Below are 21,253 nucleotides of genomic sequence, written 5' to 3'. Positions count from 1 at the left end.
CATGTCTCGTCTCACCCGCATCAGCGAACGGCTGCACCGCGGCGATCTGAGCATCGACTTCGTCGGGAAGCGCAAGGTCTTCTACGCGGTCTCGGTGTGCATCCTGCTCGCCGCGATCGGCGGCTACTTCGGCCGCGGCCTGCACATGGGCATCGAGTTCAAGGGCGGCGCGCAGTACACCATCAGCGACACCCGGGTGACGGTCAACGAGGCCCGGGACGCCGCCAACAAGGCCACCGGCAACACCCAGTCGGTGGTGAAGAAGGCGGGCGGCCGGGCCCTGGTGCAGATCACCGGCACCTCGGCGGCCAAGTCCAAGGAGATCGAGCAGAACCTCTCCAAGGAGCTGAACCTCCCCGAGAGCAAGATCGACTCTCAGTTGATCGGCCCCACCTGGGGCGGTGAGATCTCCCAGAAGGCCTGGGAAGGCCTGATCATCTTCATGGTGCTGGTTGTCGTCTACCTGGCGATCGCCTTCGAGTGGCGGATGGCGGCGGCGGCGTTCGTCGCGCTGCTGCACGACCTCCTCATCACCATCGGCGTCTACGCGCTGGTGGGCTTCGAGGTCACCTCCGGCACCATCATCGGCCTGCTCACCATCCTCGGTTACTCGCTCTACGACACCGTCGTCGTCTTCGACACCGTCCGCGAGAACACCCGGGGCATCACCAAGCAGAGCCAGCGCACCTACAGCGAGGCGGCCAACCACGGCCTCAACCAGACGCTGGTGCGGTCGGTGAACACCACCGTGGTGGCGCTGCTGCCGGTGGCGGCGCTGCTCTTCATCGGCGGCGGCATCCTCGGCGCGGGGATGCTCAACGACATCTCGCTCGCCCTCTTCGTGGGCCTGCTCGCCGGCGCCTACTCCTCCATCTGCGTGGCCACGCCGTTCCTCGCCACGCTGAAGGAGGCCCAGCCGGAGATGAAGGCGCTCACCCGCCGGGTGCTGGCCAAGCGGAAGCAGGACGCCAAGAAGGCGGCCGAGCAGGCCGCGCAGCCGCAGCAGGCCGACGGCCCGCAGGACGCGGTCCCGGCCGGCGCGACAGGCGCGGGCGACACCGCGCCGGGCTCGGTCTCGGGCTCGGGCGCCGACCGCCCCCGCGGCGGGGCGGGCGGCAGCGGCAGCAGCCGCGGTTCCGGCGGTTCCGGCGGGACGCGCCGGCAGCCGAACCGGCGGGGCGGCCGGGGCCGGCCGTCGGGCAAGAAGAAGCACTGAGGGGACGGACGCGCATCGTGACCGAGACGACAGGGACCGAGGCCGGCCTGCGCGAGCTGCTGGCCTCCCGGATCCGCGACGTCCCCGACTACCCGCAGCCCGGGGTGGTCTTCAAGGACATCACCCCGCTGCTCGCCGACCCGGCGGCGTTCTCCGCGCTCACCGACGCGCTGGTGGAGCGGTGCACGGCGCTGGGCGCGAGCAAGGTGGCCGGGCTGGAGGCGCGCGGCTTCATCCTGGCGGCGCCGGTGGCGGTGCGCGCCGGGGTGGGCTTCGTCCCCATCCGCAAGGCGGGCAAGCTGCCCGGCGAGGTCTTCGCGCAGTCCTACGAGCTGGAGTACGGCTCGGCGGTGATGGAGGTCCAGCAGGGCGCCTTCGAGCCCGGCGAGCGGGTGCTGCTCGTCGACGACGTGCTGGCCACCGGCGGCACCGCGGGGGCCGCGCTGGAGCTGCTGCGCCGCGCCGGGGCCGTCCCGGTGGGGCTGTCGGTGCTGCTGGAGCTGGGCTTCCTGGGCGGCCGCGAGCGCCTCGGCGGCCACCTCGACGGCGTCGAACTCGACGCCCTGCTGACGACCTGACGCTCCGTCCCCTCCGCTGAAGCAGAAGCGGCCCGCCCACCGGCGGGCCGCTTTTTCGCGTCCCCCCGCGTTGCGACCAAGCCCGCCGGGCACCCGCGGCACTAGGCTGCCCCCGTGCGGAAATGCCGCATTTACGGCAAACGGGATGGGCGGCCGGAGAGTTGCGCATGGAGCCCGAGGACCCTGGGACGGACCGTCAGAAGCGGACCCGCAAAGCCGCCGCCGCGCTCAAGGGCATGGCGCCCTACGTGCGCGACGAGCTCACCAGGCGCCTGCGCCGCCGCGGCCGGCCGCTGAAGCTCGAGGACGTCACGGTCGTCGACGCCGGGATGCTCAAGCGGGCCGTCGTCGCCTCCGCGCTGGGCAACTGCATGGAGTGGTTCGACTTCGGCGTCTACAGCTACCTCGCGGTCATCATCGGCAAGGTCTTCTTCCCGCACTCCACGCCCCAGGTGCAGGTGCTCGCCTCCTTCACCACCTTCGCCGCGGCCTTCCTCATCCGCCCGCTCGGCGGCTTCTTCTTCGGCCCGCTCGGCGACCGGATCGGCCGTCAGAAGGTCCTCGCCACCACGATGATCATGATGGCCTGCGGCACCTTCGCCATCGGCTTCATCCCCGGCTACAAGACCATCGGCTTCGCCGCGCCCGTGCTGCTGCTGATCGCCCGCATGGTGCAGGGCTTCTCCACCGGCGGCGAGTACGGCGGCGCCACCACCTTCATCGCCGAGTACGCGCCCGACCGGCGGCGCGGCTTCATGGGCAGCTGGCTCGACTTCGGCACCTTCATCGGCTACGCCGCCGGTTCCGGCATCGTCACCCTGCTCACCGCGATCATGGGCGACCACGACATGGAGGCGTGGGGCTGGCGCATCCCGTTCCTGATCGCCGGGCCGATCGGCGTCATCGGCCTCTACGTCCGCCTCAAGCTGGAGGACACCCCCGCCTACCAGGAGCAGCTGGACAAGCACGACGCCGAGGTCGCCGAGCGGGAGGCCGGCGGCGCCGGCCACGAGATCAAGACGATCTTCTCCCAGCACTGGCGGGCGATGCTGATCTGCATGGGCCTGGTGCTGCTCTACAACGTCACCAACTACATGGTGACGGCCTATCTGCCGACCTACATGACGGACTCGCTGCACCGCACCGCCACCCTCTCCGACACGCTGGTGCTGGTGTCGATGCTGCTGGTGGTGGCGCTGATCACGTTCGTCGGGCGGCTCAGCGACCGGATCGGCCGCAAGCCGGTCTTCCTGATCGGGGCGATCGCCCAGATCGTCCTCGCCTTCCCCTGCTTCCTGCTGATCCGCCAGTCCGGGTGGGTGCTGCCGCTCATCGGCACGCTGGTGCTCGCCGCCATCCTCACCTTCTTCGCCGCCCCGACGGCCGCGACGCTGCCCGCGCTCTTCCCGACCGCCATCCGCTACGGCGCGATGGGCATCTCCTTCAACATCGCCGTCTCCGCGTTCGGCGGGACGACGCCGCTGGTCAACCAGGCGCTGGTGGGGGGCACCCACGACCTGAACTGGCCGGCCTACTACCTGATCGTCTCGGGGGCGATCGGGGCCGTCGCGGCGATCGCGCTGCGCGAGTCGGCGCTGCTGCCGCTGAAGGGCAGCCAGCCGATGGTGGACACCCGCGAGGAGGCCGAGGAGCTGGTCACGACGTCGGAGCTGGCCATGAAGGAGATCCGGGCCGGGGTGGAGTAGCCTCGCGGGGCGCGGGCGGTCGATACCATGGGAGATCCCTGCCCGTTCGAGGAGATCCTTTGCCAGACGAGGCCAAGCCTGTGTCAGCGCCCACCGGCTCGGGGGACGGCAAGAAGCCCGCGGCACCGTCCACCGGCGGATCCGGCGCGTCCCGCTCCGGCTCGTCCACCTCGCCGAGCCGGGTGCGCGCCCGCCTCGCCCGGTTGGGCGTCCAGCGCGCCAGCACCTACCCGCCCGTGCTGGAGCCGCTCTTCCGGATCATCCGCGGCACCGACCCCAAGGCGGAGCTGCGCGAGATCGCCCGGGCCTACTCCACCGCGGACCGCTGGCACCGCGGGCAGCGCCGCAAGAGCGGCGACCCCTACATCACCCATCCGCTCGCGGTCGCCACGATCCTCGCCGAGCTGGGGATGGACCCGCCCACGCTGATGGCCGGGCTGCTGCACGACACCGTCGAGGACACCGAGTACAGCCTCGACACGCTGCGCCGCGACTTCGGCGACACCGTTGCCCTGCTCGTCGACGGCGTCACCAAGCTCGACAAGGTGAAGTTCGGCGAGGCCGCCCAGGCCGAGACCGTCCGCAAGATGGTCATCGCGATGGCCAAGGACCCGCGGGTCCTGGTCATCAAGCTCGCCGACCGGCTCCACAACATGCGCACCATGCGCTACCTCAAGCGGGAGAAGCAGGAGCAGAAGGCCCGCGAGACGCTGGAGATCTACGCCCCGCTCGCCCACCGGCTGGGCATGAACACCATCAAGTGGGAGCTGGAGGACCTCGCCTTCGCGATCCTCTACCCCAAGATGTACGACGAGATCGTCCGGCTGGTCGCCGAGCGGGCGCCCAAGCGGGACGAGTACCTCGCCGTCGTCATCGACCAGGTCCAGCAGGACCTGAGGGCGGCGCGCATCAAGGCCACAGTCACCGGGCGGCCCAAGCACTACTACTCCGTCTACCAGAAGATGATCGTGCGGGGCCGGGACTTCGCCGAGATCTACGACCTGGTCGGCATCCGCGTCCTCGTCGACTCCGTCCGCGACTGCTACGCGGCGCTGGGCACCATCCACGCGCGATGGAACCCCGTGCCCGGGCGGTTCAAGGACTACATCGCGATGCCGAAGTTCAACATGTACCAGTCGCTGCACACCACGGTGATAGGGCCTCAGGGCAAGCCCGTGGAGCTGCAGCTGCGCACCTTCGACCAGCACCGGCGGGCCGAGTACGGCATCGCCGCGCACTGGAAGTACAAGCAGCAGGCCGTCGCCGGGGCCACCCGCGGCGCCAAGGACATCGACAAGTCGGCCCGCGCCCGCGCGGGCACGGCCCGCACCAGCGACGGCATCAACGACATGGCGTGGCTGCGGCAGCTGCTGGAGTGGCAGAAGGAGACGGAGGACCCCAGCGAGTTCCTGGAGTCGCTGCGCTTCGACCTCTCGCAGAACGAGGTCTTCGTCTTCACCCCCAAGGGCGACGTCATCGCGCTGCCGGCCGGCGCCACCCCGGTCGACTTCGCCTACGCCGTGCACACCGAGGTCGGCCACCGCACCATCGGCGCCCGGGTCAACGGGCGGCTGGTGCCGCTGGAGTCGACACTCGACAACGGCGACACGGTGGAGGTCTTCACCTCCAAGGCCGCCAACGCCGGGCCGAGCCGCGACTGGCTGGGCTTCGTCAAGTCGCCGCGGGCCCGCAACAAGATCCGCGCGTGGTTCTCCAAGGAGCGCCGCGAGGAGGCGATCGAGCAGGGCAAGGACGCCATCGCGCGGGCGATGCGCAAGCAGAACCTGCCGATCCAGCGGATCCTGACGGGAGATGCGCTGGTGACGCTCGCCCACGAGATGCGCTACCCCGACATCTCCGCGCTCTACGCGGCGATCGGAGAGGGGCATGTCTCGGCGCAGTCGATCGTCGGCAAGCTGGTGCAGGCGCTCGGCGGCGAGGAGGGCGCCAGCGAGGACCTGGCGGAGGCGGCCACCCCGCTGCCGCCCGAGCGCGGCCGGCGGCGGCGCTCGCGCACCGGCGACCCGGGCGTGGTCGTCAAGGGCATCGACGATGTGTGGGTCAAGCTCTCCCGCTGCTGCACCCCGGTGCCGGGCGACCCGATCATCGGCTTCGTGACGCGCGGCAACGGCGTCTCGGTGCACCGCACGGACTGCCCGAACATAGACTCCCTGATGCGGCAGCCGGAGCGGATGCTGGAGGTGTCCTGGGCGCCGACGCAGTCGTCGGTGTTCCTGGTGGCCATCCAGGTGGAGGCGCTGGACCGCTCGCGGCTGCTGTCGGACGTCACGCGGGTGCTGTCGGACCAGCACGTCAACATCCTGTCGGCGGCGGTGCAGACCTCGCGGGACCGGGTGGCCACCTCCCGGTTCACCTTCGAGATGGGCGACCCCAAGCACCTGGGCCACGTCCTGAAGGCCGTCCGCGGCGTCGAGGGCGTCTACGACGTCTACCGCGTCAACTCGGCCCGCCGCTCCTCGCACTGACACACCGGCGCCCCGGCACCCGCGGACGGCGAAGCCGTCCGGGCGGGTCGCCGGGGCGCCGGGCGGCGGCGCTACTCGGAGACGCAGGCCAGCGCGTCGATCTCCACCAGCATCGGCGCCTGCGGGAGGGTGACGAACACGGTCGTCCGCCCCGGGAACACCCCGCTCGGGCAGTGCTCCCGCACGAACTCCCCGTACACCTCGTTCATCGCGGCGAAGTCGCCGCGCTCGGTCAGGTAGACGCGGAACATCAGCACGTCCTCCACGCCCGCGCCGCCCGCCTCCAGCACGGCCCGGACGTTCTCCAGCGTCCGCCGCGTCTGCGCCTTCACGTCGCCCTCGTGGAGGTACTCGCCGGTCTTCGGGTCCTGCGGGCCCTGGCCGGAGACCTGGAGCATCGGGCCCTTCCGCACCCCCTGGGAGAAGATCGGGGCCGGGGTCGGCGCGCCGTCCGTGCGGATCTCGGTCTTCTTCGACATGAGCAACCCTCTCCTATCGGTAGCCGGCCGCGCGGGAGATCTCCCCGGCCGTCTCCAGCAGCTGCGGCAGCAGCGCCAGCACATCCTCGCGCCCCAGCACCACGTCCGGAACCGAGAGCGACACCGCCGCGGCCACCGCGCCGGTGGCGTCCCGCACGGGGGCGCCGATGCAGGTCATGAACGTCTCGTGCTCGCCGTCGTCGAGCCCCCAGCCGCGCCGGGCAGTGCGCTCCAACTCGGCGAGGAAGGCGGCCGGCCCGGTGACGGTGTGCTCGGTGAACCGCCGGTAGTCCAGCGCCTCGGCGGCGGCCCGCCGCTCCTTCTCCGGCAGGTCCGCAAGCAGCACCTTGCCGATCGCCGTGCAGTGCTGCGGCATCGGCCGCCCGATCCGCGAGTACATCCGGATCGGGGTGCGGGCGTCGTACTTGTCGAGGTAGACCACCTCGCCGCCCTCCCGCACGCCCAGGTGGACGGTCTGCCCGGTGGCCTCGCCCAGCCGGGCCAGGAACGGCGCCGCGGTGGCCCGGATCTCGCGCTGCTCCAGCGCCGCCCCGGCCAACTCGAAGGAGCGCGAGCCCAGGTGGTAGCGGTGCTGCTGGTCGCGGTAGACGAAGCGCTGCTCCTCCAGGGTGCGCAGCAGCCGCAGCACGGTGGTCTTGTGGACGTCCAGCCCGGCGGCGAGGCCGTCCAGGGTGCCGGGGCCCTCGCCGAGCCGGATCAGCAGCTCCAGCGCCCGCCCGACGCTCTGGCTCACGTCGCCGTCCTCTGAGTGGTCGGAGCCGGCCCGGCGGTGGTGACGGTGGTGGCGCGCCACACCTCGGGCGGGGCGGCGAGCAGCTCGGCGGTGGCGTCCGCGGGGAAGGGCGTGCCGGCGTCCTCCGGGACGACCAGGGTGGCCGCGGCGGTGAGGTGGCCCAGGCGCAGCCGCTCGGCCTGCGGCAGCCCGCGCAGGGTGCCGGCGAGGTAGCCGGCGGCGAAGGCGTCGCCGGCGCCGACCGGCTCCACCACCTCGACGCGCAGCGCCGGTTCGGTGGTGGCGGTGCCGTCCCGGTCGAGGGCGTGGGCGGCGTTGGACTCGTCCTTGACGACCACCGTGCGGGGGCCGGGCAGCAGGCGGCGCAGCTCGGCCGCGTCGCCGGTGCCGAAGACCGTCTCGGCCTCGTCGGCGCCGAGCAGCACCACGTCGGCGGCGTCCAGCAGGGGGCGCAGCGCCTCGGCGGCCGCGGACGGGCCGCCGCGCGAGCGCCACAGCGCGGGGCGCCAGTTGAGGTCGAAGCTGACGATCTGCCCGGCGGGGCGCGGACGTTCCAGCAGGTGGCGGACGAGGGCGTGGGCGCTGTCGGAGAGCGCGGCGGTGATGCCCGAGACATGGACGAGCCCGGCGCCGGCGAGCAGCGCGGCGGCGGCCGGGGTGTCGAGGTCGGCGGGGGAGAGGGCGGAGGCGGCGGAGCTGCTGCGGTAGTAGTGCATCCGGCTGGCGCCGCCGGCCGCGGTCTCCTTGATGTAGAGGCCGGTGGGGCGGGCCTCGTCGATCGCGACCGCGGAGGTGTCGACGCCGGCGGCGGCGAGCTCGGCGGTGATGTGCCGGCCGAAGCCGTCGTCGCCGACCCGGCTCAGCCAGGCGGCGGGCACGCCCAGCGCGGCGAGCCCGCGGGCCACGTTGGACTCGGCGCCGCCGAACATCCGGCGGAAGGAGGCGGAGTGCTCCAGCGGGCCCGGGGTCTCGGGGACCAGGACGGCCATCGTCTCGCCGACGCAGACCGCGCGGGGCGCGGTGGGGGCGGAGGTGTCGCTGCTCATCGTCGGGACCGTCCGTTCGTGCGTTGACCGTGCTGCGGCGGCGATGCTACAACCGCTGTAGCAGTTGCTGCAATGGTGGTTGCGCAGAATGCAACGAGGCAGGTCGGAGAGGGGTGGCTGGGCGGATGGATTCCGGCGGCATCGACGGGACCGCGGTGGCGGCGCTCCGGGAGGAGTGGCTGGACTTCCGGTTCAAGGCGATCCCCGCGTCCGCGCACGGGCGCACGGTGGAGGAGTTCCTGGCCGAGCGCCCCCGGCTGTCGTCCTTCGGCACTCCGCTGCTCACCCTCGACGAGGGCGCGCTGGCCCACAACCTCGACCTGATGGCCCGCTGGACGGCGGAGCGCGGGCTGCTGCTCGCCCCGCACGGCAAGACTACGATGGCGCCGCGGCTGTGGCAGCGTCAGCTGGACGCCGGCGCCTGGGGCATCACCGTCGCCAACCTGCCGCAGCTGCGGGTGGCGCGGGCCTTCCGCACCTCGCGGGTGATGCTCGCCAACACGCTGCTGGACCCGGCGGGGCTCGCCTGGCTCGCCGAGCAGCTGGACGGGGACCCGGAGTTCGCGTTCGCCTCCTGGGTGGACTCGGTCCGCTCGGTGGAGCTGATGGACGCCGCGCTGCGCGCGGCGGGCGCCCGGCGGCCGGTGGACGTGATCGTGGAGCTGGGCGGCGCGGGCGGCCGCACCGGCGCGCGGGACGGGGCGACGGCGCTCGCCGTCGCCGAGGCGGTGCGCGCGGCGGGGACGCTGCGGCTGGCCGGCGTCGGCGGCTACGAGGGCGCGCTGGCGCACGACGCGGGCGCGGCCGGGCTCGCGGCCGTGGACGGGTACCTGCGGGCGATCGCCGCCCTGCACGGGCGGCTGGAGGCGCGGTACGAGGTGGACGCCCCGATCGTCACCGCGGGCGGCAGCGCCTACTTCGACCAGGTCGCCGAGGTGCTCGGCCCGCTGGCACGGGCGGGCGCGCGGGTGGTCCTGCGCTCGGGCGCGTACCTGGTCCACGACGACGGCTTCTACCGGGGCATCTCCCCGCTGGTGAGGGGCGGCGGCGCCGCGGGGGAGCGGTTCCGCGCCGCGATGCACGGCTGGGCGCGGGTGGTGTCGCGGCCGGAGGACGCGCTCGCGCTGCTGGACGGCGGCAAGCGGGACTTCCCGTACGACGAGGGCCTGCCCGAGCCGCAGCTGGTGCGCGGCGGGGGGCGGTTGGACGGCGCGTCCGTCTCGGCCGTCAACGACCAGCACGCGTTCCTGCGCGACGCGCCCGGCGTCCGGGAGGGCGACCTCGTCCGCCTCGGCCTCTCCCACCCCTGCACGGCCTTCGACAAGTGGACGCTCATCCCGGTGGTGGATGACGCCGACGCCGACGACCCGACCGTGGTCGACCTGATCCGCACAGTGTTCTAAGCGTGCCGAGCGCACCGAACGAGCAAGGAGCAGCACCCCCGATGAGCACCGTCCTCGACGACCTCGCCCGCGACCGCGTCCTGGTGGTCGTCCGCGCGCCCCGCATCCCCGACGCCGCCAAGCTCGCCGAGGCGCTCGCCGCGGGCGGGATCCGCACCGTCGAACTCACCTACACCACGCCGGACCTGACGGACCACCTGCGCCGCGCGTCCGCCGTGGCCGGCGTCCACCTGGGCGCCGGCACCGTCCTGAACGCGGCCGACGCCGAGGCGGCGATCGAGGCCGGGGCGGAGTTCCTCGTCACTCCGGGCCTGCGCCCGGACGTCGCCGCGGTGGCGCGGGAGCGCGGCGTGCCGGTGGTGATGGGCGCGTTCACCCCCAGCGAGGTGCTGACCGCCCTGGACCTGGGCGCCGCCGCGGTGAAGATCTTCCCCGCGCACTCGCTCGGCCCCCGCTACCTCAAGGACCTGCGCGGGCCGCTGCCCGAGGTGAAGCTCGTCCCGAGCGGCGGCGTCAACGCCTCCAACGCGGCGGAGTTCCTGGGCAACGGCGCGCTGGCGGTCTCCGCGGGCACCGACGTGGTGCCCCCGCAGGCCGTCGCGGACGGCGACTGGCCGGAGATCACCCGCCGGGCCCGGGAGTTCTGCGCGGCGCTGGGCGCGTAGGCGCAGCGGGGCGCGGGTGGGCGCCGCGGGACGCGGGGTCCGTTTCCGGCCTGCGCGCCGTGGTGCTCGTTCGCGCAGTTCCCCGCGCCCCTGGCGGGGCCGCGGCCTGGTCGGCCAGGGCCTCGCTTGACGCGACCGCGTCGCCCGGCTTCGGGCGACGGGTTCGCTTTCCGCCTGCGCGCCGTGGTGCTCGTTCGCGCAGTTCCCCGCGCCCCTGGCGGGGCCGCTGTCCCCGTCAGTCGAGCGCTGCGGCCAGGTCGGCCAGGGCCTCGCTCATCGCGACCGGGTCGATGTCGCCCAGCTTCAGCGGGTGGGCGTCGCTTCGCCAGTAGTCGTCGGGGGAGGGGCTCAGCCAGATCCGCTCGACGTGCTGGTCGGGGATCGCCTCGGGCATCCCGATCGGGATGCCGTCGTCCGGCTCCAGCACCAGGTAGCGGTGGTCGGCGAGCTTCTTGGACGTCCAGCGGGCGACGCCGTTGTCGGACGGGTCGCCGCGCACCCAGCCGCGCCGGTCCAGCCTGATCAGGCGGACGGTCTGCACCGCGACGCCGTCGTAGCGGGGCAGCAGATGGCCGCCGCGCTCCTGCTCCGTCAGCCGGTGCACCGCCCGCCCCAGCTGCGGGAAGGGCTGCAGCAGCTCGTAGTCGGCGAACAGCTCCGACCAGGCGGCCAGCGTGCCCGCCTCCTCCAGGCGCAGGGGGTGCGGCAGCCGGACGACCGCGTCCGGCGGGAGCGCGACCGGCGCGTCCTGGACGTCGGCGAGGGTGCGGTCCTCGGCGACCCGGACCTCCGCGCCGTCCACCTGCCAGACCAACCGCCGGGCCAGATGGGCCATCAGCGGATGCTCCATCAGATGGGCGCGGAACTCCTGCGCCGTCCACGTCCGCCCGGAGACCATCGCCGCCTCCAGCCGGCGGATGCCGTCCCCGGCCAGCGTGCGGACGTCGGCGCGGAGCGCCTTGAAGCGGGCCCGGGCCGCCTCCGCCAGCTCGGCGTCGTCCTTCTTGGCGACGGCCGGCAGCGACGCCCGTGCCTTCCCCGCCTCGTCGCGCACCACCGGGCGCAGCTGCTCGTCGAAGCCGACGGTGAAGCGGCGCGGCCCGTAGTCGAGGACGAGGCCGCCGGAGGCGTCCAGCCCGAGGTCGGGGACGAGCCGGTCGGCGAGCTGCTCGGGGGAGAGCCCGCGCGCCTCGGCGACCGCGGAGATCTTCTGCGCGGCCCGCTCCTTCAGCGCCCGGAACTTCACCCGCTCGGCGATCGACTGAAGCTGGGTCAGCGCCGCGTCGCTGCCGATCGCGGCGAGCACGTCCAGGCCCTGGACGGCCCGGTGGTGGGCGCTCTCGCCCGGCCAGGCGCGGATCAGCGGGGCGAGCCGGCGGGCGGTGTCGTCGTCGCCGAGGACGCCGAGCGCCGCGAGCGTCCAGGACTCCTTGGCGGGCATGCCGGCCGTCCGCCAGCTCTCCAGCAGCGCCCAGCCGAACGCGGCCAGCGAGGCCGGCTCGCACGCCTCGCGGACCTCGGCGATCGCCGGGTAGGGGCGGCCCGGCTCGGAGACGGCGAGCATGGTGGCCAGATGGCGCACGGCCTCGTCCGGCAGCGCACCGCCGGCCCGCACCCGGATCTGCGGCAGGGACACCGGATCGACCCAGGCGGGGAGCTTCGGCATCCGGTCGGGCAGCGCGGTGATCAGCGGATCGGCCGCCAGCAGCGGGGCGATCGCCGCCTCCGCCTGCGGGCCGTACGCGGCGGCGGCCGTGCGCACCGGCTCCGGGCCGTGCGCCTCGGCGAGGCTCCGCAGCATCCGCTCGGCGGCCTTCCGCGCGGGGCCCGGCCGGCCGGCCGCGTCCGGCAGCAGCAGCGGCGCGGCATGCGCGGCGTGCCGCTCCAGCCAGGCGGCGGCGATCCGCCCGGCGGCGGTGGACCGGCCCGCCCAGGAGGCGATCAGCCGGGCGGTGGCGGCGTCGGCGAAGGGCAGCAGCACCTCGCCGAACCGATTGGGGCGGCCGGCGGCGATCCGCAGCAGCGCGGGCAGCGCGGCGGTGCCGTAGCGGGCGGCGACCGGGCGGACCATGCCGGGCGCGAGGAAGTGCTCCTGCGGATCCCAGCCGCCGACCAGCGGGCGGAACAGCTCCTCCGGCCCCTGCAGGAACGAGGCGGCGGCGCCCGTCTCCCGGAGCTTCTCGGGGGTTGCGGCGAACAGCCGGGCGCGGGCCTCCCAGCTGCCCGGCACCCAGTGGGAGCGCATCACCCACGCGTCTGCCGCGGCCCACTCCTCGCGCTCGCCGGCCGCCCACACCTCGGTGACGCCCTCGGGCGCGGCGAGCCCCTCGGCGACCGGGGGAGCGGCGGACGCGGCGGCCCGGCCGCGCTTCTTCGCCCACGGCGGCGCGGTGAGCACCGCCGGCACGGCGTCCGCCGCGGCCTCGGGTATCCGGACGCCGAGCGCCAGCAGCGACTCGACCAGCGCGGCGGCCTCCGGCGGGAGTTGGGGCAGCGCGCTCGACGCCGCCTCGGAGTGCGCGCGGACGTGCTGGGCGAGCAGGCCCTCGGCGGGGCGCGAGCCCTTGGCGGCGGCCTCGGCCAGCATCCGGGTGGCGCGCACCGGGAAGCGGCCGGCCGCCTCGCCGGCCGCGGCGGTGAAGCGCTTGCTCAGCGAGCCCTCCAGCCCGGACATGACCAGCGCGAACGCCTCGTCGCCCGGGAGCCGGACCAGCACCTTCAGGGCCGTCTGGGCCTGGTCCGCGTCGAGGTACGGCTCGGTGAGGCGCTTGCCGACCAGCGGGGCCGCGGCGGCGCCGAGGCCTTCGGCGAGGGTGGTGTAGAGAGGCAGGCCGCGATAGGCGTACCCGATCGTGGTGCCGCCGCCGAGCGCGGCCAGCTGCTCACGGGTCGTCACCGAGCAGAGCAGCAGGGTGCGCAGCGGCCCCGCGCCGGCGGCGAGCGCGCCCGCGGCGGCGATCGCCTCGTCCACCCAGGCCTGCTCGGTGGGGAGCAGATAGGCGACGGCGACGGCGGCGCGCGGGGAGATCTCCCGCATCGGGGCCAGCGCCTCGACGACGGCCGCGTACTCGGCGTCGTCCGCGACCGCGGCGAGCAGCGCCCGCACCCGGACGGCGGCGCGCGTCCGCACGTCCAGCTGGACCTCCTCGCCGACCGGCACGGTGTGGCCGACGATCCGGCGGTCGGAGCGCTGGGCGGCCATGTTCCACACCTCGGTGACCGACAGCGCGACCATCTCCACCGCGGCGCGCGCGGCGAAGACCAGGCCGTTCCGGAACGCCCAGGCGTCCGCCACCCCGGCCATGTCCGAGTCGTAGGCGGAGGCGCCCGCGGCGAGCGTCGCCGCGCCGAGCGGATCGGGCGCGCCGCCGCGGTGGGCGCGGGCCGCCTCGAGGGCGCGCGGCTCGCTGTCGGGATCCTCCAGCGCCATCCGCAGCAGCTCGGGCCACCCCTCCAGCTGCTCCGCCGCCGTCTTCAGCGCGGCCTCGGCGGGCGCCGCCGTCGGGCACGGCGCGCCGCCGCGCCGCGGGTGCAGATACCGCCGCCACGCGGCGGGCAGCTCCCAGCTGTCCTCGTCGGCCATCTGTCCGTCCTCCCCAGGTCGTTCGCGATGGTCAGAACCTACCTTCCGCCGCCGACAGCCCGCCGTGCTGCACACTCGTCCCCATGGCAGCACCCGCACCCCGGCCGGCCCCGCGCGGCCGCCTCCAGGACGAGCTGGACCGAAAGATCGTCACCGCGCTGATCGCGGACGCCCGCAGCAGCTTCGCCGAGATCGGCGCCGCCATCGGGCTCTCCGCGCCCGCCGTGAAGCGGCGGGTGGACCGGCTGCGCGCGCAGGACGTGATCACCGGCTTCACCGCCACGGTCCGCCCCGCCGCGCTGGGTTGGCGCACCGAGGCGTACGTCGAGGTCTACTGCGACGGCGCCGCCCCGCCGCGGCGCCTCGCCGAGGTGGTGAGCCACTACCCGGAGGTGGTCGCCGCGATGACCGTCACCGGCGGCGCCGACGCCCTGCTGCACGTCCGCGCGGCGGACATCGACCACTTCGAGGAGGTGCTGGAGCGGATCCGCACCGAGCCGTTCGTCCGCAAGACGGTGAGCAGCGTGGTCCTCTCCCACCTGATCACCGACACCCCGGAGGCGGCGGCCGGCGGCGAGGCGCCCGGGCGGGGGTGACGGCCCCGGGCGGGGGTGGCGCGCCGTCGACCGACGAGGCTGTGCAAACGATTGCTACCGCGGTGCGCCCGTCCTACCCTGCGGGGCATGCCTCGCTTAGCGCACCCCCTGCGCACTCTGGTGGCGGCCGCGGCCGCCGCGTTCTCCCTCCTCGCCGGAGCCCTCGCCGCCGCCCCCGCGGCCACCGCCGGAGCCCGGCCGCGCAGCGCCGTCCCGCGCACCGTGGTGATGGACGGCAGCAGGCTCGCCGCCGCCCGCGCCGCGCTGCACGCCGGCGACCCCCGGCTCCGCCCCCAGCTGGACCTGCTGCTCGCCCGCGCCGACCAGGCGCTCACCGCCGGGCCCTGGACGGTGATGGACAAGGACCGCACCCCGCCCAGCGGCGACAAGCACGACTACATGTCCCAGGCGCCCTACTGGTGGGCCAGCCGGCCGAAGACCGCCGACAACCCGCAGGGCTGCCCCTACGTCCAGCGCGACGGGCAGCGCAACCCCGAGATCAACGGCATCACCGACCACGACGAGGACGGCTCGATGATGAGCGCCGTCGACGCGCTCACCCTCGCCTGGTACTACACCGGCCGCGCCGAGTACGCCCAGCGCGCCGCCCACGACCTCCAGGTGTGGTTCCTCGACCCGGCCACCCGGATGAACCCGAACATGAACTTCGCCCAGGGCATCCCCTGCCTGGTCGACGGGCGCGGCATCGGCATCATCGAGTTCTCCGAGCAGTACACCGACGTCCTCGACGACCTGGCGATCCTCGACACCGGCGCCCCCGGCTGGACGCCCGAGCTGCGCGACGGCCTGCGGCAGTGGAACACCGCCTTCCTCGACTGGCTGCTGACCAGCGCCAACGGCAAGGACGAGGCGGCCGCCGCCAACAACCACGGCTCCTTCTACGACATGCTCGTCGCCGGCCTCCAGCTCGCCACCGGCGACCGGGCCGCCGCCCGCGCCACCGCCGAGGCGGCGAAGGCCAAGCGCCTCGCGCCGCAGCTCGCCGCCGACGGCAGCGAGCCCCAGGAGATCACCCGCACCCGCAGCTTCCACTACTCCGTCTACAACCTGGAGGCGCTCACCCGGCTCGCCCAGATCGCCGGGCACGCCGGCGTCGACCTGTGGCACTGGACGACGCCCTCGGGCGGCTCGATCCTGCGCTCCGTCGACTTCCTGATCCCCGCCGCCACCGGCGCCGCCGCCTGGCCCTACCCCGAGCTCTCCTTCACCCCGGGCGAGGCCGGCGGGATCCTGCGCGCCGCCGCCGACCACGGCGACCGGGCCGCGGCCGCCGCGGTGCCCGCGCTGCCGGCCCCCACCGGCACCACCGCCTACTGGGAGCTGCGGCCCTCCGTGCTCTGACATGCGAAGACCGCCGATCCCGGCGGCGGGTGCGCAACGAACCGCCGCCGGGTCGGCACTTGACGCAACATCAGTGTGTGCGCTTGCAAGCGTGGCGGCTTGTGGCGGATCCCGGGCGCTTCCTACCTTGGTGATCACCACCCCCGGTCCGCCACGTCCCGAAGGACGGTGCCCGTGCCCGAGCCGCGCCTGCGCCGCTATCTGCTCTGCCCCCCGGAGCACTTCGCCGTCGACCACGGCCACAATCCGTGGATGCGCCCCGGCGATCCGGTGGACGTCCCCCGCGCCCTGGAGCAGTGGCGCGCCCTGGTGGACGCCTACGAGGCGCACGGCCACCGCGTCGACCTGATCACCGCCCAGCCCGGGCTGCCCGACATGGTCTTCGCCGCCAACTCCGCCTGCAGCCACGCCGGCGCCGTCCTCGGCTCGCGCTTCCACCACGAGGCGCGCCGGCCCGAGAGCCGCCAGTACGAGCTGTGGTTCAAGGCCGCCGGCTTCGACGTGCTGGAGCCGCAGGCCGTCTGCGAGGGCGAGGGCGACCTGGTGCCGATGGCCGGCCCCGGGCTGCTGCTGGCCGGCACCGGCTTCCGGACGGCGCCGGAGGCGCACGCCGAGGCCGCCGCCCACCTCGGCCTGGAGCCGCTGACGCTGCGCCTGGTCGACCCGCGGTTCTACCATCTGGACACCGCGCTCTTCGCGCTCGACGACGCCAACGTCGCCTACTGCCCCGAGGCGTTCGACGCCGCCGGGCGCGCCGAGCTCGCGGCCCGCTTCCCCGACGCGGTGCGCGCCACCCGCGAGGACGCGCTGGCCTTCGGGCTCAACTCGGTCTCCGACGGCCGCCATGTCTTCATCGCCCCGCAGGCCGCGCGCCTCGCGGCCGAGCTCGCCGGCCGCGGCTACGTCCCCGTCCCCGTCGACCTCGACGAGCTGCACAAGGCGGGCGGCGGCATCAAGTGCTGCACCCAGGAGATCCGAGGCTGAGGAGGCCACCGTGACCACGTCCACCACCCGCAGCTCCGCGCAGCTGATCGCCGCCGAGGACACCGTCCTGGCGCACAACTACCACCCGCTGCCGGTGGTGCTGGCGCGCGCCGAGGGCGCGGTCGTCGAGGACGTCGAGGGGCGCCGCTACCTCGACCTGCTCGCCGGCTACTCCGCACTCAACTTCGGCCACCGGCACCCCGCGCTGATCGAGGCCGCCCACCGGCAGCTGGACGCCCTCACCCTCACCTCCCGCGCCTTCCACAACGACCGGCTGGCCGGCTTCGCGGAGGGCCTCGCCGAGCTGCTCGGCATGGACGCGGTGCTGCCGATGAACACCGGCGCCGAGGCGGTGGAGAGCGGCATCAAGCTGGCCCGCAAGTGGGCCTACGACGTCAAGGGCGTGCCGGCCGACCACGCCAACATCGTGGTCGCCGAGAACAACTTCCACGGCCGCACCACCACCATCGTCGGCTTCTCCAGCGACCCCGAGGCGCGCAACGGGTTCGGGCCCTTCACCCCGGGCTTCCGGGTGGTCCCGTACAACGACCTGGACGCGCTGCGCGACGCGGTGGACGAGGCCACCGCGGCGGTGCTGATCGAGCCGATCCAGGGCGAGGCCGGGGTGCTCATCCCGGACGACGGCTACCTGGCGGGCGTGCGGGAGCTGACGCGGGCGCGCAACGCGCTGTTCGTCGCGGACGAGATCCAGTCCGGGCTGGGCCGCACGGGCGCCACGCTGGCGGTGGAGCACGAGGGGGTGCGGCCGGACGTGGTGCTGCTCGGCAAGGCGCTGGGCGGCGGCATCGTCCCGGTCTCGGCGGTGGTGGCGTCCCGGGACGTGATGGACGTGCTGCACCCCGGCGAGCACGGCTCCACCTTCGGCGGGAACCCGCTGGCGGCGGCAGTGGGCGGGGCGGTGGTGGAGCTGCTCGCCACCGGCGAGTTCCAGCGGCGCGCGGCTGAGCTGGGCAAGGAGCTGGCGGCGGGCCTGGACCGGCTGGTGGGGCGGGGCGTGGTGCGGTACCGCGCGCGCGGGCTGTGGGCGGGCGTGGACGTCGACCCGGAGCTCGGCACGGGACGCGAGGTGACGGAGCGTCTGATGGCGGAGGGCGTGCTGGCGAAGGACACGCACGGCTCGACGGTGCGGCTGGCTCCGCCGCTGACGATCACGCGGGAGCAGTTGGGGGAGGCGCTCGACGCGCTGGGGCGCGTGCTGGGGTGACGGGGTGACGGTGCGGGGCCGCTGCTGACGGTTGCGGTGGGCGGGGGCGCCCCGTGCACCGGTGACCGGCGGCGCCCCGCAGGGGGCCCGAGCGGTCACCCGCGGGACGCGAACGCCCGACGGTAGGCCTGGGGCGTCAGCCCCGTCGCTCGGCGGAAGTGGTGGCGCAGCAGCGCCGCGTCGCCGAGGCCGGCGGACGCCGCGACCGCGTCCAGCTCCAGCCCGGTGTCCTCCAGCAGCCGCCGCGCCAGCAGCACCCGCTGCTGCGTCAGCCAGCGGTGCGGCGTGGTCCCCGTCTCCGCCGTGAACCGCCGCGCGAACGTCCGCTCCGACATCCGCGCCCGGCGCGCCAGCGCCGCCACCGTGTGCGGCTCCGCCAGGTGTTCGGTGAGCCAGGCGAGCAGCTGCTGCAGCCCGCCGCCGTGCGCGTCCGCGGGGATCGGCAGGTCGACGAACTGCCGCTGCCCGCCGTCCCGCTGCGGCGGCACCACCATCCGCCGCGCCACCGCCGTCGCCACCGCGGAGCCCAGCTCGCGGCGGATCAGGTGCAGGCAGGCGTCGATGCCCGCGGCCGTCCCCGCGCTGGTGATCACCGTGCCCTCGTCGACGAAGAGCACGTCCGGGTCGACCTTCGCCAGCGGATAGCGCTCCGCCAGCCGGTCCGCGTGCATCCAGTGGGTGGTGCAGCGCCGCCCGTCCAGCAGCCCCGCCTCGCCGAGCAGGAACGCGCCGCTGCACACCGACAGCACCGTCGCCCCGGCCCGGTGCGCCTCCCGCACCGCCGCCACCACCGGATGGCCGACCGGCGGGTCGTAGCCGTGCGCGGGGACGGCCACCAGGTCGGCGCCGTCCAGCCCCTCCAGCCCGAACTCCGGGACGATCCGGCAGCCCACCGTGGTGGAGACCGCGGCGCCGGCGCGCGCCCCGCAGACCCGGAACTCGATGGGCGGCACGCCCTGCGCGGTGCGGTCGACGCCGAACGCCTCGCAGACCACGCCGAATTCGAAGGGCGCCACATCGTCCGGCAGCACCACGGCAACGGTACGGAGCATGCCCCCAGCCTAGATGGCGGGATCTTGCGGAACAAGGGCATTGCTGCCACTGTTCGGCGCCGCGCCCGCCGACGACCCTGGAAGGCATGACCTCACCGACGAGCACCGAAGGACGAGTGATCGTGGGCGTCAGCGGCTCGCCGAGCAGCGAGGCCGCCCTGCGCCGGGGCGCCTTCGAGGCGCGCCGCGGCGGACGCCCGCTGATCGCCCTCATCGCCTGGGGCCCGCCCGAGGGCGAGCGCCTCTACTACGCCGCCCCCTGCCCCCCGCTGCTGAAGGTGTGGGAGGCGAACGCCCGCGGCACCCTCCTCGACCAACTCCGCGACAACGCGCCCTACCTGGGCGACGTCGAGGTGCACCCGATGGTGGTGCGCGCCCCCGCCGAGGACGCCCTGACGCTGCTGCCCGAGCCGGAGGACCTGCTGGTCATCGGCGGTGGACGCGGCCCGCTGGGGCGCGCGCTGCACGGGCACGTCCGCCGCCGGGTGCTCTCCCGGGCCGGCTGCCCGGTGCTGACGGCCCGCCACCCCCCGTCCGAGCTCGCCCTCCAGCTGTCCGCGCGGCGGCTGCGCCGCACCGCGCTCGTCGGCTGAACCGCCGGAGCGCAGCAGCGGCCTACGCCAACCAGGCGGCCGCGGCGAGCAGGCAGAGCGCCGTGATCACCGCCAGGTGCGGCGTGCGGCGCATCGCCAGCACCGCGGCGAACTCGCGGATCATCGCGCTCGGCCAGTAGTAGAGCGCGGTGGGGGAGCCGGTGACCTGGCCGTCGACGCCCTCCGTGCGGGCCAGGATCGCCGCCCGGAAGGCGTGGAAGTTGTTGGTGACGACGACGCAGCGCGCGCCCGGCCGCACCGACTCCATCAGCGCCCCGCTGAACCGCAGGTTCTCCCGGGTGCTGCGCGAGCGGTCCTCGCGCAGCACCCGGTCCGCGGGGACCCCGTGCCCGACCAGCCAGTCGCCCATCGCGTCCGCCTCGGCGACCTCCTCGCCCGGCCCCTGCCCGCCCGAGGCGATCATCAGTGCCGGACGCCCCTGCGGCGGCGCCATCCCGCGCCACAGCGCGGCGCCCTTGCCGAGGCGGCCGGCGAGCAGCGGCGGCACCCGGTCGCCGCCGACCAGCCCGGAGCCCAGCACCACCACGAAGTCGCAGTCGTCCCGAGGCCGCAGCCGGCCGTAGAGGTAGGCGTACCCGGCGAAGCAGGCGAAGAGGAAGGAGAAGTAGCAGACCAGCAGCAGCGCCAGCGCCGCCGCGATGTGCAGCGCCCGGTCGCCGTGCAGCACCGCCGCCACCGCCAGCGCGATCACCGCCACCAGGGCCAGCCCGGCCAGCAGCGACAGCAGATTGCCCAGCCGCCGCCCCTCCTTGCGCACCATCACCACGCCGTTGGCGATCAGCAGCCCCGCCAGCAGCACCGCGCCCAGCGCCGGCGCGAGCAGCACCAGCACCTCGACGACCTCCGCCGCGGTGCTCTCCGGGTGGCGCAGCTGCGTGACGCCCAGGGCCATCGCCAGCGCGACGACGGTGAGGCCGAGCCAGACCGCGTTGGCGAACCGCCTGCGGTCCTTGCGCACCCCGAGCAGAAAGCCCGTCAGGAGGAAGGCGGCCGGAACGTAGGAGAACACCTCGCCGATCACGGACGCATTATGGCAAACCGGGCGCGGGTGACGGGAGTTCGGCCGGACGAGTGAAATGCGGCGAGGGGCGTGACCTGCGCCGCTCCCGGCGAGTTGACCGGACTGCAACATCCCCTCGTCTGCAAGGAGACTCCCATGCGGGTCCTCAAGTACGCGGCCGCCGCCGGCGCCGGCGCCGCCCTCGTCGCCGCCGGTGCCGGCGTCGCCTCCGCCTCCTCCGCGGCCGGCGGCATGGCTGCCGGCTCCCCGGGTGCGATCAGCGGGAACCTGGTCCAGGTTCCCGTCCACGTCCCGGTGAACGTCGTGGGCAACACCGTCACCGGCATCGGCGGGCTCAACCCGACGTTCGGCAACGGCGGGGCCAACGGCTGAACCCCCTCGCACGCGGTGCCGCCCGGAGCCTGCTCCGGGCGGCACCGCCGCGTGCGCACCCGACGGGCCGTCATCCGACGGGCCGTCACCCGAGAGGCCGTCACCCGTACT

18 protein-coding genes are annotated in these 21,253 nt (G+C 74.6%); 12 read left to right on the top strand and 6 right to left on the bottom strand.

Annotation, left to right across the window (positions count from 1 at the left end):
* Position 1: 1 nt before the first annotated feature.
* The 4 genes from secF (at position 2) to BIV57_RS02530 (ending at position 5,986) form a co-directional block, all read left to right on the top strand.
* Positions 2 to 1,216, top strand: a complete 1,215-nt coding sequence (gene secF / locus BIV57_RS02545) for a protein translocase subunit SecF (protein ID WP_071654947.1) — start codon at positions 2 to 4, stop codon at positions 1,214 to 1,216.
* A gap of 17 nt (positions 1,217 to 1,233) precedes the next feature.
* A complete protein-coding gene (locus BIV57_RS02540; protein ID WP_071654946.1) occupies positions 1,234 to 1,794 on the top strand; it encodes an adenine phosphoribosyltransferase in 561 nt (186 codons plus the stop codon).
* Between the two features lie 167 nt (positions 1,795 to 1,961).
* On the top strand, positions 1,962 to 3,500 hold the full coding sequence (gene proP / locus BIV57_RS02535; protein WP_419185680.1) for a glycine betaine/L-proline transporter ProP: 1,539 nt from the start codon (positions 1,962 to 1,964) through the stop codon (positions 3,498 to 3,500).
* Positions 3,501 to 3,538: 38 nt separating this feature from the next.
* Positions 3,539 to 5,986 (top strand): RelA/SpoT family protein, encoded by a 2,448-nt coding sequence (locus tag BIV57_RS02530; RefSeq protein ID WP_079169946.1) that lies wholly within the window; start codon positions 3,539 to 3,541, stop codon positions 5,984 to 5,986.
* A gap of 71 nt (positions 5,987 to 6,057) precedes the next feature.
* Here the strand turns inward: BIV57_RS02530 and BIV57_RS02525 are convergent, their stop codons facing one another.
* The 3 genes from BIV57_RS02525 to BIV57_RS02515 are packed head-to-tail and all read right to left on the bottom strand — an operon-like array spanning position 6,058 to position 8,265.
* Complete coding sequence (locus BIV57_RS02525; protein ID WP_071654944.1) at positions 6,058 to 6,465, bottom strand: RidA family protein; 408 nt, start codon at positions 6,463 to 6,465, stop codon at positions 6,058 to 6,060.
* 13 nt (positions 6,466 to 6,478) lie between these two features.
* The gene (locus tag BIV57_RS02520) at positions 6,479 to 7,219 is read right to left on the bottom strand and encodes an IclR family transcriptional regulator (RefSeq protein ID WP_071654964.1); all 741 of its coding nucleotides are present in this window, start codon (positions 7,217 to 7,219) and stop codon (positions 6,479 to 6,481) included.
* Positions 7,216 to 8,265, bottom strand: a complete 1,050-nt coding sequence (locus BIV57_RS02515) for a sugar kinase (RefSeq protein WP_071654943.1) — start codon at positions 8,263 to 8,265, stop codon at positions 7,216 to 7,218. Before BIV57_RS02515 ends, BIV57_RS02520 begins: the two co-directional genes overlap by 4 nt.
* Before the next feature lie 125 nt (positions 8,266 to 8,390).
* On the opposite strand from BIV57_RS02515, the gene BIV57_RS02510 reads away from it, so the two are divergent.
* Together BIV57_RS02510 and BIV57_RS02505 are read left to right on the top strand one after the other, a co-directional pair.
* Positions 8,391 to 9,668 carry a type III PLP-dependent enzyme domain-containing protein gene (locus BIV57_RS02510; protein WP_071654942.1) on the top strand — a complete coding sequence of 426 codons (1,278 nt, stop codon included), beginning with the start codon at positions 8,391 to 8,393 and terminating at the stop codon, positions 9,666 to 9,668.
* A gap of 41 nt (positions 9,669 to 9,709) precedes the next feature.
* Positions 9,710 to 10,333 (top strand): bifunctional 4-hydroxy-2-oxoglutarate aldolase/2-dehydro-3-deoxy-phosphogluconate aldolase, encoded by a 624-nt coding sequence (locus BIV57_RS02505; RefSeq protein WP_071654941.1) that lies wholly within the window; start codon positions 9,710 to 9,712, stop codon positions 10,331 to 10,333.
* Positions 10,334 to 10,568: 235 nt separating this feature from the next.
* On the opposite strand, the gene BIV57_RS02500 is transcribed toward BIV57_RS02505, so the two are convergent.
* Complete coding sequence (locus tag BIV57_RS02500) at positions 10,569 to 13,916, bottom strand: DUF4132 domain-containing protein (RefSeq protein ID WP_071654940.1); 3,348 nt, start codon at positions 13,914 to 13,916, stop codon at positions 10,569 to 10,571.
* An 83-nt stretch (positions 13,917 to 13,999) separates the two neighbouring features.
* On the opposite strand from BIV57_RS02500, the gene BIV57_RS02495 reads away from it, so the two are divergent.
* From BIV57_RS02495 to rocD, 4 genes are all read left to right on the top strand, one after another.
* Entirely contained in the window at positions 14,000 to 14,512 is a 513-nt protein-coding gene (locus tag BIV57_RS02495) for an Lrp/AsnC family transcriptional regulator (RefSeq protein ID WP_071654939.1), read from the top strand.
* 87 nt (positions 14,513 to 14,599) lie between these two features.
* Positions 14,600 to 15,874, top strand: coding sequence for an alginate lyase family protein (locus BIV57_RS02490; RefSeq protein WP_071654938.1), 1,275 nt, complete (start codon positions 14,600 to 14,602; stop codon positions 15,872 to 15,874).
* 174 nt (positions 15,875 to 16,048) lie between these two features.
* The gene (gene ddaH, locus BIV57_RS02485) at positions 16,049 to 16,858 is read left to right on the top strand and encodes a dimethylargininase (RefSeq protein ID WP_071654937.1); all 810 of its coding nucleotides are present in this window, start codon (positions 16,049 to 16,051) and stop codon (positions 16,856 to 16,858) included.
* Between the two features lie 10 nt (positions 16,859 to 16,868).
* Positions 16,869 to 18,083 (top strand): ornithine--oxo-acid transaminase, encoded by a 1,215-nt coding sequence (rocD, locus tag BIV57_RS02480; RefSeq protein WP_071654936.1) that lies wholly within the window; start codon positions 16,869 to 16,871, stop codon positions 18,081 to 18,083.
* Between the two features lie 95 nt (positions 18,084 to 18,178).
* Here rocD and BIV57_RS02475 read toward each other — a convergent pair whose 3' ends face one another.
* Positions 18,179 to 19,135 carry a GlxA family transcriptional regulator gene (locus tag BIV57_RS02475; RefSeq protein ID WP_071654935.1) on the bottom strand — a complete coding sequence of 319 codons (957 nt, stop codon included), beginning with the start codon at positions 19,133 to 19,135 and terminating at the stop codon, positions 18,179 to 18,181.
* An 86-nt stretch (positions 19,136 to 19,221) separates the two neighbouring features.
* Here BIV57_RS02475 and BIV57_RS02470 point away from each other — a divergent pair, with 86 nt between their 5' ends.
* Positions 19,222 to 19,728 carry a universal stress protein gene (locus BIV57_RS02470; RefSeq protein WP_071654934.1) on the top strand — a complete coding sequence of 169 codons (507 nt, stop codon included), beginning with the start codon at positions 19,222 to 19,224 and terminating at the stop codon, positions 19,726 to 19,728.
* Positions 19,729 to 19,750: 22 nt separating this feature from the next.
* Here the strand turns inward: BIV57_RS02470 and BIV57_RS02465 are convergent, their stop codons facing one another.
* Entirely contained in the window at positions 19,751 to 20,770 is a 1,020-nt protein-coding gene (locus tag BIV57_RS02465; RefSeq protein ID WP_245797390.1) for a YdcF family protein, read from the bottom strand.
* Positions 20,771 to 20,905: 135 nt separating this feature from the next.
* Between BIV57_RS02465 and BIV57_RS02460 the strand changes: the two genes are divergently transcribed.
* Positions 20,906 to 21,142 (top strand): chaplin family protein, encoded by a 237-nt coding sequence (locus BIV57_RS02460; RefSeq protein WP_071654933.1) that lies wholly within the window; start codon positions 20,906 to 20,908, stop codon positions 21,140 to 21,142.
* Positions 21,143 to 21,253: the final 111 nt, after the last annotated feature.

This window comes from Mangrovactinospora gilvigrisea, assembly GCF_001879105.1.
In the GTDB taxonomy this organism is placed as follows: domain Bacteria; phylum Actinomycetota; class Actinomycetes; order Streptomycetales; family Streptomycetaceae; genus Mangrovactinospora; species Mangrovactinospora gilvigrisea.
Note: the sequence above shows the minus strand (reverse complement) of the source record. Positions and strands in the feature narration are given on the sequence as shown.

What these genes read in the sequence shown, in the direction of transcription:
- secF (WP_071654947.1), top strand. Translation starts at nt 2, where the DNA reads ATGTCTCGTCTCACCCGCATCAGCGAACGGCTGCACCGCGGCGATCTG.
- proP (WP_419185680.1), top strand. Translation starts at nt 1,962, where the DNA reads ATGGAGCCCGAGGACCCTGGGACGGACCGTCAGAAGCGGACCCGCAAA.
- BIV57_RS02525 (WP_071654944.1), bottom strand. Translation starts at nt 6,465, where the DNA reads ATGTCGAAGAAGACCGAGATCCGCACGGACGGCGCGCCGACCCCGGCC.
- BIV57_RS02515 (WP_071654943.1), bottom strand. Translation starts at nt 8,265, where the DNA reads ATGAGCAGCGACACCTCCGCCCCCACCGCGCCCCGCGCGGTCTGCGTC.
- BIV57_RS02510 (WP_071654942.1), top strand. Translation starts at nt 8,391, where the DNA reads ATGGATTCCGGCGGCATCGACGGGACCGCGGTGGCGGCGCTCCGGGAG.
- BIV57_RS02505 (WP_071654941.1), top strand. Translation starts at nt 9,710, where the DNA reads ATGAGCACCGTCCTCGACGACCTCGCCCGCGACCGCGTCCTGGTGGTC.
- BIV57_RS02500 (WP_071654940.1), bottom strand. Translation starts at nt 13,916, where the DNA reads ATGGCCGACGAGGACAGCTGGGAGCTGCCCGCCGCGTGGCGGCGGTAT.
- BIV57_RS02495 (WP_071654939.1), top strand. Translation starts at nt 14,000, where the DNA reads ATGGCAGCACCCGCACCCCGGCCGGCCCCGCGCGGCCGCCTCCAGGAC.
- BIV57_RS02490 (WP_071654938.1), top strand. Translation starts at nt 14,600, where the DNA reads ATGCCTCGCTTAGCGCACCCCCTGCGCACTCTGGTGGCGGCCGCGGCC.
- BIV57_RS02475 (WP_071654935.1), bottom strand. Translation starts at nt 19,135, where the DNA reads ATGCTCCGTACCGTTGCCGTGGTGCTGCCGGACGATGTGGCGCCCTTC.
- BIV57_RS02470 (WP_071654934.1), top strand. Translation starts at nt 19,222, where the DNA reads ATGACCTCACCGACGAGCACCGAAGGACGAGTGATCGTGGGCGTCAGC.
- BIV57_RS02460 (WP_071654933.1), top strand. Translation starts at nt 20,906, where the DNA reads ATGCGGGTCCTCAAGTACGCGGCCGCCGCCGGCGCCGGCGCCGCCCTC.